15 protein-coding genes are annotated in these 13,329 nt (G+C 66.3%); 9 read left to right on the plus strand and 6 right to left on the minus strand.

Annotation, left to right across the window (positions count from 1 at the left end; genetic code table 11):
• Positions 1-57: 57 nt before the first annotated feature.
• The 5 genes from IE00_RS03765 (at position 58) to IE00_RS03785 (ending at position 5,349) form a co-directional block, all read left to right on the plus strand.
• Complete coding sequence (locus IE00_RS03765) at positions 58-1,266, plus strand: MFS transporter (protein WP_072295969.1); 1,209 nt, start codon at positions 58-60, stop codon at positions 1,264-1,266.
• A 4-nt stretch (positions 1,267-1,270) separates the two neighbouring features.
• The gene (locus IE00_RS03770; protein ID WP_072295750.1) at positions 1,271-2,998 is read left to right on the plus strand and encodes a glycosyl transferase family 90; all 1,728 of its coding nucleotides are present in this window, start codon (positions 1,271-1,273) and stop codon (positions 2,996-2,998) included.
• Positions 2,999-3,018: 20 nt separating this feature from the next.
• Complete coding sequence (locus IE00_RS03775; RefSeq protein WP_072295751.1) at positions 3,019-3,498, plus strand: ureidoglycolate lyase; 480 nt, start codon at positions 3,019-3,021, stop codon at positions 3,496-3,498.
• Entirely contained in the window at positions 3,495-4,127 is a 633-nt protein-coding gene (locus tag IE00_RS03780) for a ribonuclease HII (protein WP_072295752.1), read from the plus strand. Before IE00_RS03775 ends, IE00_RS03780 begins: the two co-directional genes overlap by 4 nt.
• A gap of 88 nt (positions 4,128-4,215) precedes the next feature.
• Complete coding sequence (locus tag IE00_RS03785; protein ID WP_072295753.1) at positions 4,216-5,349, plus strand: site-specific DNA-methyltransferase; 1,134 nt, start codon at positions 4,216-4,218, stop codon at positions 5,347-5,349.
• 90 nt (positions 5,350-5,439) lie between these two features.
• Here IE00_RS03785 and IE00_RS03790 read toward each other — a convergent pair whose 3' ends face one another.
• Complete coding sequence (locus IE00_RS03790) at positions 5,440-5,901, minus strand: Lrp/AsnC family transcriptional regulator (protein ID WP_072295970.1); 462 nt, start codon at positions 5,899-5,901, stop codon at positions 5,440-5,442.
• 136 nt (positions 5,902-6,037) lie between these two features.
• Here IE00_RS03790 and ald point away from each other — a divergent pair, with 136 nt between their 5' ends.
• Positions 6,038-7,156 carry an alanine dehydrogenase gene (gene ald / locus IE00_RS03795; protein WP_072295754.1) on the plus strand — a complete coding sequence of 373 codons (1,119 nt, stop codon included), beginning with the start codon at positions 6,038-6,040 and terminating at the stop codon, positions 7,154-7,156.
• Positions 7,157-7,213: 57 nt separating this feature from the next.
• On the opposite strand, the gene mscL is transcribed toward ald, so the two are convergent.
• The 4 genes from mscL to IE00_RS03815 all read right to left on the minus strand — a co-directional run bounded on the left by mscL (position 7,214) and on the right by IE00_RS03815 (position 10,044).
• Complete coding sequence (mscL, locus tag IE00_RS03800) at positions 7,214-7,648, minus strand: large conductance mechanosensitive channel protein MscL (protein ID WP_072295755.1); 435 nt, start codon at positions 7,646-7,648, stop codon at positions 7,214-7,216.
• 97 nt (positions 7,649-7,745) lie between these two features.
• Positions 7,746-8,858, minus strand: coding sequence for a CaiB/BaiF CoA-transferase family protein (locus IE00_RS03805; protein ID WP_072295756.1), 1,113 nt, complete (start codon positions 8,856-8,858; stop codon positions 7,746-7,748).
• Positions 8,855-9,484 carry a DsbA family protein gene (locus tag IE00_RS03810; RefSeq protein WP_072295757.1) on the minus strand — a complete coding sequence of 210 codons (630 nt, stop codon included), beginning with the start codon at positions 9,482-9,484 and terminating at the stop codon, positions 8,855-8,857. Before IE00_RS03810 ends, IE00_RS03805 begins: the two co-directional genes overlap by 4 nt.
• Positions 9,485-9,510: 26 nt before the next feature.
• Entirely contained in the window at positions 9,511-10,044 is a 534-nt protein-coding gene (locus tag IE00_RS03815; RefSeq protein WP_072295758.1) for a DUF721 domain-containing protein, read from the minus strand.
• 85 nt (positions 10,045-10,129) lie between these two features.
• Here IE00_RS03815 and IE00_RS03820 point away from each other — a divergent pair, with 85 nt between their 5' ends.
• Positions 10,130-11,155 (plus strand): A/G-specific adenine glycosylase, encoded by a 1,026-nt coding sequence (locus IE00_RS03820; protein ID WP_072295759.1) that lies wholly within the window; start codon positions 10,130-10,132, stop codon positions 11,153-11,155.
• Positions 11,156-11,164: 9 nt separating this feature from the next.
• Positions 11,165-12,304: an alkane 1-monooxygenase gene (locus IE00_RS03825; protein ID WP_072295760.1), complete on the plus strand. Its 1,140-nt coding sequence runs from the start codon at positions 11,165-11,167 to the stop codon at positions 12,302-12,304.
• 65 nt (positions 12,305-12,369) lie between these two features.
• On the opposite strand, the gene rpsU is transcribed toward IE00_RS03825, so the two are convergent.
• Positions 12,370-12,576, minus strand: a complete 207-nt coding sequence (gene rpsU / locus IE00_RS03830; RefSeq protein ID WP_022705914.1) for a 30S ribosomal protein S21 — start codon at positions 12,574-12,576, stop codon at positions 12,370-12,372.
• Between the two features lie 92 nt (positions 12,577-12,668).
• Between rpsU and IE00_RS03835 the strand changes: the two genes are divergently transcribed.
• On the plus strand, positions 12,669-13,322 hold the full coding sequence (locus tag IE00_RS03835; protein WP_072295761.1) for a COQ9 family protein: 654 nt from the start codon (positions 12,669-12,671) through the stop codon (positions 13,320-13,322).
• The last annotated feature ends 7 nt before the right edge of the window (positions 13,323-13,329 follow it).

The following is a 13,329-nucleotide window of genomic DNA, read 5'->3' on the forward strand; positions in this document are numbered from 1 at the left end:
TTTATTTCCAGTCTCTGCAGGATACCGTGCGCTCTGCACAGGATCGGAGGCGGCATGATGCAGCAGGTGAAAACCCCCATTGCGGGCGTTGCGGGATTTGGTTCACCCACCACCACCTGGGGCATCCTCCTGGCAATCAGCCTGTGCCACATGATCAATGACGTGATGCAGTCCATGCTGTCGGCGATCTATCCGTTGCTGCGCAATGAATTCGACCTCAGCTATGCCCAGATCGGGGTGATGACGTTCGCCTTCCAGTTGACCGCATCGCTTCTGCAGCCGCTGATCGGAATCGCGACGGATCGGCGTCCCCAGCCGCGATCGCTGCCCCTTGGGATGGGGTCGACCTTCTGCGGGGTGTTGTTGCTGGCCTTCGCGACACATTACCAGATGTTGCTTGTCGGCGCCATGATGATCGGCATCGGCTCGGCGGTGTTTCATCCCGAAAGTTCGCGCGTGGCGCGGCTGGCGTCAGGGGGGCGGTTCGGCACGGCGCAGTCGCTGTTCCAGCTGGGCGGCAATTTCGGCCAGTCGCTGGGGCCCTTGCTGGCGGCCTTCATCGTGGTGCCGTTGGGGCGTCCGGCGGTGGCTTGGTTCGCGGTGGCCGCGGCCCTGGGCGCCGCGATGCTGTGGCATGTGGGGGCCTGGGCCGAGGATCGTCGCAAGGCCAGCGCCGCCCGCCCCGACACCACCCTGCGCCTGCCCCGGCCGGTCGTCATGCGGGCCATCCTGGTTCTGACGATCCTGGTGTTCACCAAGAACATCTATACCGCATCCATGAGCAGCTATTTCACCTTCTTCACCATCGAGAAATTCGACCTTGGCACCCAGGCGTCCCAGATCATGCTGTTCCTGTTCCTGCTGGGCATGGCCGGGGGCGTCATGCTGGGCGGGATCATCGGCGACCGGGTTGGGCCGCTGACTGTGATCTGGGTGTCGATCCTGGGGGTGCTGCCCTTCACGCTGGCGCTGCCGCATGTCGGGCTGCAGGCCACGGGGGCGCTGGCGGTGGTGATCGGGCTGATCCTGGCCTCGGCCTTTCCGGCCATCGTGGTCTTTGCCCAGGAACTGGTGCCGGGGCGGACGGGCACCATCGCGGGGATCTTCTTCGGCTTTTCCTTCGGCATGGGCGGGATCGCGGCGGCGGCGCTTGGCCTGCTGGCCGATCGCGTCGGCATCCAGACCGTCTTCCAGCTCTGCTCGGTCCTGCCGGTGCTGGGCCTGCTGACCATCCTGCTGCCACGGCGCGCGCAGATGGCGCAGTAGGGCGATGCCCAAGCCGGTCTTCATCCATATCGGCCCCGACGGCGTGGCCGATGAGGCGCTGGTGCGGCTGTTCGCGGCCAACGGCTACAAGACCGTCTGCCACGAAAAGGGCGCCCTGGCGTCCGAGATCATCTTTGCCGAAAGCCGCGATCAGCGCCCTTTGCGCCAGCGTCCGGGCATCCGCCTGTTCGCGGGGCTGTGGCGGGCCGCCCCCCATTGGCGCCCCCCGCTGGAGGCATGGCGCTGCTTTGCGCATCTGGCCCGCCGGATCCCCCATGCCCGCTTCATCCTGACGCGCCCCGATCCCGACCAATGGGTGATTGAACGCCTGACCCGCGACGAAGGCGCCGTCGCCCGCTGTCACGCCTTTCACCGCAATGTCGACGAACTGGCCCTGCCGGATCTGTGGCGGGCGGAACTGGCCGCGCATCAGCAGGCGGTGCTGGATCATTTCGGCGATGATCCCCGGCTGATCGTGGTGGACCTGCCGCAGGAGGACCCCGCGACGCTGGCCGCCCGGATCGATCCGATGCTGCCGATGTCGCACCTGCCTTTCGCGCAATGGCCCACCCCCACGGGGTCAGCGATCGAAACGGCGATGCTGGCCTTGTACGATCGCGCACAGGACCGCCCCCGGGCCCCCAGGGATTGGGCCGCCGATGTCGCCGCGTTCTGCCTGCAGGGTGGGCGGCCCGGGCCGGGTGGCGGCACGCAGGGGTTTTCGGGCTATGCCTGCACATGGGATGGCGGGCCGCTGGTCCGTGACCTGGTCAAGGGTGGCGTGCGCCAGGTCGCGGTGCACACCCCGCAGGGCGGCACCCCCGTCGCCACCGGCCCCGAAGGGCGCCACTTCAAGGTCATCCGCGCCGAGGGTGTCATCAACGACATCCTGCGCCTTGGCCGCCGCGATCCGGTCTGCATCGACATGGAGGATTCGCGCTGGATGGGGTCGCCGCAGGGGGCGGCCCCGGACCGGCCTGTGCTGTGTCACAACCGGCGCGCCGGCGCGGTGGGGCCGGTCCTGTGGCCCTTGCCCGACCAGCACGCGATCGGGTTGCCGGGCTTTGATCCGGCCGCCGCCCCCGACCCGACCGGCTTTGACGACAAGGAAGACCGGATCGTCTGGCGGGGCATGATCTCGGGGAATGAGATGCGCGAAGGCGTGCGTCCCGGCCCCGCATCCCATGTCTGGCTGGCGCAGCTGTTGCAGGCGGGCGACAATGCGGATGCCCGCGACGCGGCGTGGCAGGGCCTGTGCCGGACCAGCCGCCTGAACTTCGTGCGCCGCTTCATGGGGCATCCCGATTTCGACATCGGGGTGGTGATGGCCTTCGCCTATCGCCATTTCGCCCAGGACCCGCTGCTGGCGCCCTATTGCGGGCCAAGGCGGGGGCGGGCCTTCTTCCAGCGCTTCCGGTACCAGCTGTGCCTGACCGGATATGATCACGGGTCGAACTTCATCTCGGCGCTGGACAGTCAATCGGTGCTGTTCGCCGAAGATGACGGCTGGCAGGTCTTTTATTCCGGTCGCTTCCGCCCTTGGGAACACTTCATCCCGGTCGAACGGTACGGCACCGACATTCTGGACAAGCTGGACTGGGCGCGGTCCCATCCCGCCGAATGCAAGGCCATGTCCCGCGCCGCCCGGACCGAGGCCGCCCATCTGCGCGACGCCCACGCGCGCCGGCAGATGATGACGCATATCCTCGACGGGCTGGCCGGGGCGCGATAGACCGCCGACAGGAGAATGTCATGACCCAGATCCGCATCGAACCCCTGACCGCCGACGCTTTCGCCCCCTTTGGCGATGTGCTGGCCCCGAAACCCGCGCCCGATCGCATGATCAATGCGGGGCGCTGCGAACGCCATCACGCGCTGGCGACCGTCGAACGCCACGGCGGCGAAGCCATCATCAGCATCTTCCGGTCCGATCCGGTCAGCCTGCCCTATGAATGCGCGCTGCTGGAACGCCATCCGCTTGGGTCGCAGGCCTTCATGCCGATGGGGCAGGGGGCGTGGCTTTCGGTGGTGGCCCCAGACGTGGATGGCCGCCCCGGCACGCCGCGCGGTTTCCTGGTGCCCTCGGGTGTGGGGGTGAACCTGCGCGCCGGCGTCTGGCACGGGGTGCTGACGCCGCTGGACAACGCCGCCGATTTCCTGGTCGTCGACCGCGAGGGGGACGGCGTGAACCTGCAGGAGGTGACCATCCCGCCGGTGGTCTTCGACCGATGAACGGCCCCGATTTCAGCTTTGAGGCGGCGGCCATCGCGCGGGGCGCGCGCCATGTCGCCGGCGTGGACGAGGTCGGGCGCGGTCCCCTGTGCGGCCCGGTGACGGCCGCGGCGGTGATCCTGGACCCGGACATGATCCCCCCCGGACTGAACGATTCCAAGAAGCTGTCGGCCAAACGCCGGAACGAGCTGTTCGACTGGCTGACGCAGAATTGCGACTGGTCGGTGGCCCATGTCGGCGTCGAGGAGATCGACCGGCTGAACATCTATCACGCCTCGCATCTGGCGATGTGCCGGGCGGTGGCGGGGCTGAAACAGCGGCCCGATCACGTGCTGGTCGATGGAAACAAGCTGCCGCGCGACCTGGGCCTGCCTGCCGAAGCCATCGTCAAGGGTGACGCGCGAAGCGTGACGATCGCCGCGGCCTCCATCCTGGCGAAGGTCCTGCGCGACCGCATCATGGAGGATTTGGCGCAACACTATCCCGGTTACGGGTGGGAGGTGAACGCCGGATACCCCACCCCGGCGCATAAAAAGGCGCTGCTGGACTTGGGCGTGACCCCACATCATAGGCGCAGCTTCAAGCCCGTCCACAACATCTTGTGTAAATCCCCGCTGCCAAGCAATTGATTCAAAAAACAAATTGACGCCGATTCGCGTCTGAATCATTTTGAGGGATCACCAGATCGGTCAAAGCCGGCGTTCCCAGAGGCAGAAAATGACGAAAACCAGAAGCCCGCGCGCGGATTCCGTGCCGCCGTCGCTGCCGCTGAACCAGATTCTGGCCGGCGACTGCATCGAGGTGATGAATGCCCTTCCCGAGGCCAGCGTCGACCTGATTTTCGCCGATCCGCCCTATAATCTGCAGCTGAAGGGCGACCTGCACCGGCCCGACAATTCCAAGGTCGATGCGGTCGACGACCATTGGGACCAGTTCGCCAGCTTTGCCATCTACGACACCTTCACCCGCGACTGGCTGGCCGCCGCGCGCCGCCTGCTGAAGCCCAACGGGGCGATCTGGGTGATCGGCAGCTATCACAACATCTTTCGCGTCGGCGCCGAGATTCAGAACCAGGGTTTCTGGATCATGAACGACGTGATCTGGCGCAAGTCGAACCCGATGCCGAATTTCCGAGGCAAGCGTCTGACCAATGCGCATGAGACGCTGATCTGGGCCGCCAAGTCCGAGACGTCGAAATACACCTTCAACTACGAGGCGCTGAAATCGCTGAACGAAGGCACGCAGATGCGCAGCGATTGGGTCATCCCGATCTGCAATGGCGGCGAAAGGCTGAAGGACGGCAAGGGCGACAAGGCCCACCCGACCCAGAAGCCCGAGGCGCTGCTGCACCGCGTCATCATCGGCACGACCAATCCCGGCGACGTGGTGCTGGACCCGTTCTTCGGCACCGGCACCACGGGCGCGGTCGCCAAGATGCTGGGCCGCGATTTCATCGGCATCGAGCGCGAGGAAGCCTATCGCGAGGCGGCGACCAAGCGTCTGGAACGCACCCGCCGCCTGGATGCCGAGGTGATCGCCACCACGCGCGCCAAGCGGGCCGAACCGCGCATCCCCTTCGGCCAGGTGATCGAACGCGGCATGCTGCGCGCCGGAGAGGAGTTGTTTTCCATCGGCAATCGGCACAAGGCCCGCGTGCGCGCCGATGGCAGCCTGATCGGCAATGACGTCAAGGGCAGCATCCATCAGGTGGGCGCCGCGCTGGAAGGCGCGCCCAGCTGCAATGGCTGGACCTATTGGCATTTCCGGCGCGAGGGCAAGATGATCCCGCTGGACATCCTGCGCCAGCAGATCCGTGCCGAGATGGAGGGCGACACGGCCCGCCCGAACTGAGCCATTCCCGTTCGCCGACGCCCCGCATCTGCCATACTGGCGGGGCCACCTTGACCCGCCATCCCCGGATGGCGGGTCCTTTCACAGGGGTCAGACCGGGATGGCGGTGGTGCGGAACACGGTCCGCAGGGCAAAGCTGGAATGCATCTGCGCCACGCCCGGCAGGCGCGACAGGTGCTGGCGGTGGATGCGGGCGAAATCGTCGGTATCCTCGACCACGATCTTCAGCAGATAATCGGCCGTGCCCGCCATCAGGTGGCATTCCAGAACGTCGGGAATGGCACGCACGCCCTTTTCGAAGGCGTCCAGAACCTCATCCGCCTGGCCTGACAGGGTGATTTCGACGAAGACGGTCGTCTGGCGGCGCAGCGCCCGCGCATCCAGCAGTGCGACATAGCCCGAGATGACGCCCGCCTCCTCCAGCCGCTGCACGCGCCGGTGGCAGGCCGATGGCGACAGGTGGACGCGCAGCGCCAGTTCGGCATTGCTGATTCGCCCTTCGGATTGAAGAAGGGCAAGGATTCGTCGGTCTATTGCGTCAAGTTCGGCCATGGCCGCAGGTTCTTCGATAAGGGCAGGGTATTCCAGTGAAATCTTCGACCAGCGCCGCCATGCAGGCCAAAGCTTCGCAGCACATTCGCGCGGCTTCGTCGCAGGATGGGTCATCAAGAACTCTGGGAGGAGTGCCATGAAGATCGGATGCCCCAAGGAAATCAAGCCGCAGGAATTCCGCGTCGGCCTGACCCCCGCCGCCGCGACCGAGGCCGTGGGCCGCGGTCATCAGGTGCTGGTCCAGTCCGGCGCCGGGATCGGTGCGGGTTTCACCGACGAGGATTACCTGAAAGCCGGCGCAAAGATCGCGCCCGACGCGGCTTCGGTCTTTGATGCGGCGGATCTGGTCATCAAGGTCAAGGAACCGCAGGCCGGCGAACGCAAGATGCTGCGCAAGGGCCAGATCCTGTTCACCTATCTGCACCTGGCGCCCGATGCCGACCAGACCCGCGACCTGCTGGACAGCGGCGTCACCGCCATCGCCTATGAGACCGTGACCGATGCACGCGGCGGGCTGCCCCTGCTGGCGCCCATGTCCGAGGTCGCAGGCCGCCTGGCCCCGCAGGTCGGGTCCTGGGCCTTGCAAAAGGCCAATGGCGGGCGCGGCGTTCTGATGGGTGGCGTACCGGGCGTGCGTCCCGCGAATGTCGTCATCATCGGCGGCGGCGTCGTCGGTGCGGCGGCGGCCCGTGTGGCCGTCGGCATGGGCGCGAACGTGACGGTCATGGACCGGTCGGTGCCGCGCCTGTCCTATCTGGACGACATCTTCATGGGAAAGCTGACCACGCAATTCGCCAGCGCCGCCGCGACCGAGGCCGCCATCGCCACCGCCGACATGGTCATCGGCGCGGTGCTGATCCCCGGTGCCGCCGCGCCCAAGCTGGTCAGCCGGGCGCAGCTGTCGCTGATGCCGCAGGGATCGGTGCTGGTGGACGTGGCCATCGATCAGGGCGGCTGTTTCGAGACCTCGCGCGCCACGACCCACCAGGACCCGATCTATGAGGTCGACGGGATCGTGCATTACTGCGTGGCCAACATGCCGGGCGCGGTGGCCCGCACCGCCACACAGGCCCTTGGGAACGTCACCATGCCGCATCTGCTGGCCTTGGCCGACAAGGGGTGGCGTCAGGCGATCATGGATGACTCGCATCTGCGTGCCGGGCTGTCGACGCATGAGGGGCAGCTGACTTCGGTCCCGGTGGGGCAGGCCCTGGGGCTGGACGCGATCACGCCGGAAGCCTTGTTGGGTCAGTGATGCGAAGGGGCCGCGTCGCGTCATGCGGCGCGGCCCCTTGCCGGTCGGATGATCCGATCAGGCCCGCGCGGCCAGAAGGTCGCGGATCTGGGCCAGCAGTTCTTCCTGGCTGGGGCCCGCGGGGGCTTCCTCGGCGGCCTGTTTGGCGGGGACGATGCGCGATTGCAGCTTGTTGACCATGCGCACGATCAGGAAGACCACCCAGGCGATGATCAGGAAGTTGAGGACCGCCATGGCGAAGGCGCCATAGGCGAAAATGGCCGCGCCGGATGTGCGCGCGACCTCGAGGCTGGCGCCGGCGGGAACCTCGCCGGACAGAACCACGTATTTGTCGGTGAAATCGACGCCCCCGGTCAGCAACCCGATGATCGGGTTGATCAGGTCGACCACGACCGAGTTGACGATCGCGGTGAAGGCCGCGCCGATGATGATGCCGACCGCCAGTTCGACGACATTGCCGCGGGCAATGAAGGTCTTGAATTCCGAAAACATGCTGCCTCTGTCCCTGCCAAGCTTCGCGGCACATTGCCGCATGCGCAGATTGCCGCGACGGCGGGCGGAAATCAACGATCCCGTCGGGAAGGGACCGTCAGTCGTCCTGTCCAAGGCCGGGCGATGCCCGGTCCAGCGACAGTTCCGCATCCGAAAAGGTGATCGGCAGGCGCAGTCCCGGCACGCCCTGGGGATCGATGCGCATCTTGCGGGCGATCACCTGCGGATCGGCAAAGACATCGGCCATGTCGTTGATGGGACCGGCGGGGATGCCCTGATCCTCCAGCGCGGCCAACAGCCGGTCGCGCGGCCAGGTGACGGTGACCGAGGACAAGAGAGCGCTGAGCGTGTCGCGGTTGGCGATGCGGTCGGCATTGGTCGCATAGGCCGGCGCATCGGCCAGCGCGGGCAGGCCCAGCACCGTGCAGAGCCTGCGATATTGCGCGTCGTTGCCGGTCGCGATGATGATCCAGCCATCCGTACAGTCGAAGACGGCATAGGGCACAAGGTTGGGGTGGGCATTGCCCATCCGCCCCGGCACCTTCCCCGTCGTCAGGTAATTCATCGCCTGATTGGCCATGACCGAGGTCGCCACGTCCATCAGCGCCATGTCGACATGCTGACCGCGCCCGGTCCGCTGGCGCTGATGCAGCGCGGCCAGGATGCCGACCGCGGCATAGACGCCGGTGAAGATGTCGGTGACCGCGACGCCGACCTTCTGGGGCTGGCCCGCGGGGTCGCCCGTCACGCTCATCATGCCTGACATGCCCTGGATGATGAAATCATAGCCCGCCCGATGGGCATAGGGGCCGGTCTGCCCGAACCCCGTCACGCTGCAATAGATCAGCCGGGGGTTCAGCGCCGACAGGCTGGCATGGTCCAGCCCGTATTTGGCCAGCCCGCCGACCTTGAAATTCTCGATCAGGATATCGGCGTCGGCGATCAGGTCGCGGACCTTCTGCTGCCCCTGCGGGGTGGTGAAATCCGCGACGACCGACTGCTTGCCGCGATTGGCGGCATGGAAATAGGCGGCACTGCGGTCGCCCTGATGGTCGATGAAGGGCGGCCCCCAACGGCGCGTGTCATCACCTTGGGGGGATTCGACCTTGATGACCTGCGCGCCCAGATCGGCCAGGATCTGACCGGCCCAGGGGCCGGCCAGGATGCGCGCAAGTTCGACGACCTTCAGGCCGGCCAGCGGGGTCGTCACTGATCGGCGGCTTCCGTTCCGGTGTCGGCTTCGGCCAGCTTGGTGTCGATGATCTCCTTCATGCTGTCCCAGGCCTGGTTCGGCACGGTGTCGCCGCCGATGATGAAGGTCGGGGTCGCCTGGATATCGTCGGCCTTGGCGTTTTCCTGGAAGGTCGCGATCAGCTGTTCCACCTTGGCGGTGTCGTCCCAGCAGGCGGTCATCTGGTCATCGGTCATGCCGGCCTTCAGGCCGATCTTGCGCAGGTTCGCGGCCACTTCGTCGCCCGAACCGCCCGACAGCCATTCCTGCTGTTCGTCGAACAGCATGTCGGCGACGGGATAGAACTTCTCGCCCTCGCCGCAACGGGCCATGATGCCTGCCCAGAGGCCGGGCTGGTCGAAATAGATGTCGCGCTGGACGAACTTGACCTTGCCGGTGTCGATGTAATCCGCCTTCAGCTGCGGAAAGACATCCTTGTGGAAATTGGCGCAATGCCCGCAGGTGAAGCTGGCATATTCGACGATGGTCAGGGGCGCATCCTCGGCGCCCAGGGCGATGTCGGGCAGGGTTTCGGGGGCATCCTGCGCCATCACGGGGGCGGCCAGGGCCAGCGCGAAAACGGTCACGGCAGAGCGGAGAAACATGGGAAGTCCTTTCGGGTCTTGTCGGATCAGGGCTTGCGGGATTGTCTGGTGGCGACGTTCAGGGCCAGCGTGGCCATGGCCTGCGCCAATGTCGGGTCGGTGAACTGCGCGCCGATGCTGTCGGCCTGGGCGACCGTGGTGGGGTCGGGGGCCTTGGGGGGCTTCGGCGCGTGGGAAAAGCTGGCATGGCCTTCGGCAAAGCCGCTGGCGGCGGTCTGGGTCAGCGTGATGCGCTGGATGGCGTTATAGCCATAGCAGGCATTCACCTTGTCGCGCAGCGTCGGCAGCTGCATCTCCACCATCGGTGCCATGGGGCCGGTCGTCAGCAGGGTCAGCGTCGCCCCGAAGGCACCACGGCTGTGGCTGATCTTGACGGGGCGGGTGGCGGCGGCCAGCTGGGGGCCGGCGATCTCGGGCCAATGGGTCAGCAGGCGGGCGACGGCAAAGCCGCGACCCTCGGCCGCCTTCTGGACACGGGTGGCCAGCAGCGATGACGCCGCCTGAAAGCCGCGGCTGCGACGACGGGTCTTGGAATATGTGGGTCCGGGTGCCTGTGCCATCGTTCCATGATCTGTTATCACGCCCATAGTCTTAGCCAGCCAAAGGCAAGGATGAAAGCGCACCCATTCACACGAGGCCACATAATTGCGTGACAGCAAGGTGATCGCAGAAACGCTGCTGGACTGGTACGACCGCCATGCCCGCGTTTTGCCATGGCGCGTGCCGCCGGGCGGCGCGCCCGCCGACCCCTATCGCGTGTGGTTGTCCGAGGTGATGTTGCAACAGACAACCGTCGCGGCCGTCAAGGAATACTTCCTTCGATTTACGCGCATCTGGCCCACCGTCCAGGACCTGGCCGCGGCGCCCGATGCGCAGGTGATGGGCGAATGGGCGGGCCTGGGATATTACGCCCGTGCCCGCAACCTGCTGGCCTGCGCGCGGGTCGTGGCCGAACGCGGCGGTTTTCCCGACACGCGCGACGGCCTGCGCGACCTGCCGGGGGTGGGGGCCTATACCTCGGCGGCGGTGGCGGCGATCGCCTTCGACCTGCCGGAAACCGTGGTGGATGGAAACGTCGAACGCGTGGTGTCGCGGCTGTTCGCGGTTCGCACGCCCCTGCCGCGGGCCAAGCCGGAACTGACGGCCCTGGCCGAGACCCTGACGCCCCGAACCCGCCCCGGCGATTACGCGCAGGCGATGATGGATCTGGGCGCGACGATCTGTACCCCGCGCAAGCCCGCCTGCGTCATCTGCCCCCTGACCGCATCCTGCGATGCCCGCGCGCAGGGCATCGCCGCCGACCTGCCCGCCAAGACCCCCAAGGCCCCCAAGCCCGAACGCGGCGGCATCGCCTGGATCGCGCGCAGCGGCGACCGCATCCTGCTGGAGGAACGGCCGGCCAAGGGCCTGCTGGGGGGGACGACGGGCTTCCCCTCGGCGGGGTGGGACGGGCGCGACCTGCCGCCCCCCGGCCCGGCGGACTGGCGCCCCATCGGCGATGTGCGCCATGTCTTTACCCATTTCAGCCTGACCCTGACGGTGATGATCGGCGATCTGACCGGCAATCCCGAACGCGGCCAGCTGATTCCCCTGCGTCAGATCGACCGCGATGCCCTGCCGGGGCTGATGCGCAAGGTCTGGGATATGGCGCAAAGCGAAATCGCCGCGTAGCATCGCGGCATGAGCGAGTCACCCGTCGGAAACCTTCCCGCCGCAGCACCCTTCTGGCTGTCCATCCTGATGATCCCGCTGGTGGTGCTGGCGGCGGTCAACGGGGGGATGTGGTGGGCGCTGCTGCCGTTTTACGCGTGGTACCTGACGACGGTGCTGGACAGCATCCTGGGGTTGAACCGGGAAAACCCCGATCCGCAGACCGACACCGCGCGGCTGTTCTGGCATCGCGCCATCACCATCATCTGGTTTCCGCTGCAATTCGCGGCAATCTTCGGGTCGATCTGGTATGTCCGGGCGACGGGCCACCTGTCGGGCTGGGAACAGCTGGGCCTGTTCTTTGGCATCGGCGTCCTGTCGGGCAGCATCGGCATCGTCTATGCCCACGAACTGCTGCACCAGAAGACCGCGCTGGAGCGCTGGCTGGGCGATCTGCTGCTGGCCAGCGTGCTTTATTCGCATTTCAGGACGGAACACCTGCTGGTGCATCATTCCTGGGTCTCGACCCCGCGCGATGCGGTTTCGGCCCGCTATAACGAAGGCTTCTATCGGTTCTTCATCCGGGTTCTGGCCGATGGTCCGCGCAGCGCATGGCGGGCCGAAACCCGCATGTTGGCCCGCGCCGGACGCAGCCCGCTGGACCGGCGCAACCCGTTCTGGCGCTATGCGGCGCTGCAACTGGCCATGCTGGTACTGGCGCTGATCTTGGGCGGATGGGCGGGGCTGGGGCTGTTCGCCTTTCAGGCCTTCATCGCTGTCTGGCAGCTGGAGCTGACGAATTACGTCGAACATTACGGCCTGTCGCGCAAGCATCTGGGGGATGGGCGCTATGAACATATCCTGCCGCGGCACAGCTGGAATGCCAGCCACAAGGCGTCGAACTGGCTGCTGATCAATCTGCAGCGCCATTCGGACCACCATTACAAACCCGACCGCCGCTTTCCCCTGCTGCAGACTTATGGCCAGGACCAAGCCCCGCAATTGCCGCGCGGCTATCCGACGATGACCTTCATCGCGATGGTCCCGCCCCTCTGGCGGCGTCGGATGAACCCCCGCGTGCGCGCTTGGCGCAAGCAGTTCTACCCCGAGATTACCGATTGGACCGATTACAACCGCGGCACGCTGCCGATGCCCCGCAATGCGCTGTGATCACAAAGCAAAACCCCCGCGACATGGTGCCGCGGGGGTTTTTCGATAACGCTGAACGCGTCGTCTTACAGTGCGCCTTCGCGCTGTGCCTTTTTACGGGCCAGCTTGCGGGCACGGCGAACGGCCTCGGCCTTTTCACGGGCTTTCTTGACCGACGGCTTCTCGAAATGTTGCCGAAGCTTCATTTCACGGAAGACACCTTCGCGCTGAAGTTTCTTCTTCAGGGCGCGGAGCGCTTGCTCGACGTTGTTGTCGCGAACATTGACCTGCATGTGGTTGTCACCACCTTCCTAGGTTAGAGTTGCAAGATTGCAGGAAGCGTCCCCCTAACAGCCGTGGGCGCGTTTGTCCAGATAGGTGTGCCATGACCCAGACCGACCAGGAAGCCCTTCTTGATGCCGCCCTGACCCATGTCCCTTTCGAGGGCATGAACGACATTGCCCTGATGGCGGGCGCCCGCGACATCGGCATGTCGCCCGCGCTGGTGCGGGTGCATTTCCCCCAAGGGGGCGCGGGGCTTGCCGCCGCCTATCACCGGCGCGCGGATCGCAAATTGCGGGAATCGCTGGCCGAATCCCCGCCCGAGGGACGGTTCCGCGACCGTGTGGCCCAAGCCCTCTGGCGCCGGCTGCATCTGGTCGATCCGGAACTGGTGCGCGCGGGCGCATCGACGCTGGCGCTGCCGCAGAACGCCGCCCTTGCCGCGCGGCTGGTCTGGGAAACCGCCGATGTCATCTGGACGGGGCTGGGCGATCGGGCCGATGACGTGAACTGGTATTCCAAGCGGGTGACGCTGTCGGCGGTGATCTCGGCCAGCGTGCTGTTCTGGCTGGGCGACGATTCGCCCGACCATGCCGATACCCGCGCCTTCATCGACCGCCGCATCGACGGGGTGATGAATTTTGAAACCATCAAGGCGCGTCTGCGTAGTCTGCCGGGGGCCGAGGCGTTGACCAAGGCCGCCTTCGGCTGGATCCGGGCGCCCCGCGCCAAACCGCTGCCCGGCAAGACCCATTAAGGAGAGA

The organism is Paracoccus sp. SM22M-07 (assembly GCF_001887735.1).
Classification (GTDB): domain Bacteria; phylum Pseudomonadota; class Alphaproteobacteria; order Rhodobacterales; family Rhodobacteraceae; genus Paracoccus.

Excerpts from the sequence above, each read along its gene's own strand:
- IE00_RS03765 (WP_072295969.1), top strand. The coding sequence starts at position 58 with ATGCAGCAGGTGAAAACCCCCATTGCGGGCGTTGCGGGATTTGGTTCA.
- IE00_RS03770 (WP_072295750.1), top strand. The coding sequence starts at position 1,271 with ATGCCCAAGCCGGTCTTCATCCATATCGGCCCCGACGGCGTGGCCGAT.
- IE00_RS03775 (WP_072295751.1), top strand. The coding sequence starts at position 3,019 with ATGACCCAGATCCGCATCGAACCCCTGACCGCCGACGCTTTCGCCCCC.
- IE00_RS03780 (WP_072295752.1), top strand. The coding sequence starts at position 3,495 with ATGAACGGCCCCGATTTCAGCTTTGAGGCGGCGGCCATCGCGCGGGGC.
- IE00_RS03785 (WP_072295753.1), top strand. The coding sequence starts at position 4,216 with ATGACGAAAACCAGAAGCCCGCGCGCGGATTCCGTGCCGCCGTCGCTG.
- IE00_RS03790 (WP_072295970.1), bottom strand. The coding sequence starts at position 5,901 with ATGGCCGAACTTGACGCAATAGACCGACGAATCCTTGCCCTTCTTCAA.
- ald (WP_072295754.1), top strand. The coding sequence starts at position 6,038 with ATGAAGATCGGATGCCCCAAGGAAATCAAGCCGCAGGAATTCCGCGTC.
- mscL (WP_072295755.1), bottom strand. The coding sequence starts at position 7,648 with ATGTTTTCGGAATTCAAGACCTTCATTGCCCGCGGCAATGTCGTCGAA.
- IE00_RS03810 (WP_072295757.1), bottom strand. The coding sequence starts at position 9,484 with ATGTTTCTCCGCTCTGCCGTGACCGTTTTCGCGCTGGCCCTGGCCGCC.
- IE00_RS03815 (WP_072295758.1), bottom strand. The coding sequence starts at position 10,044 with ATGGCACAGGCACCCGGACCCACATATTCCAAGACCCGTCGTCGCAGC.
- IE00_RS03825 (WP_072295760.1), top strand. The coding sequence starts at position 11,165 with ATGAGCGAGTCACCCGTCGGAAACCTTCCCGCCGCAGCACCCTTCTGG.
- rpsU (WP_022705914.1), bottom strand. The coding sequence starts at position 12,576 with ATGCAGGTCAATGTTCGCGACAACAACGTCGAGCAAGCGCTCCGCGCC.
- IE00_RS03835 (WP_072295761.1), top strand. The coding sequence starts at position 12,669 with ATGACCCAGACCGACCAGGAAGCCCTTCTTGATGCCGCCCTGACCCAT.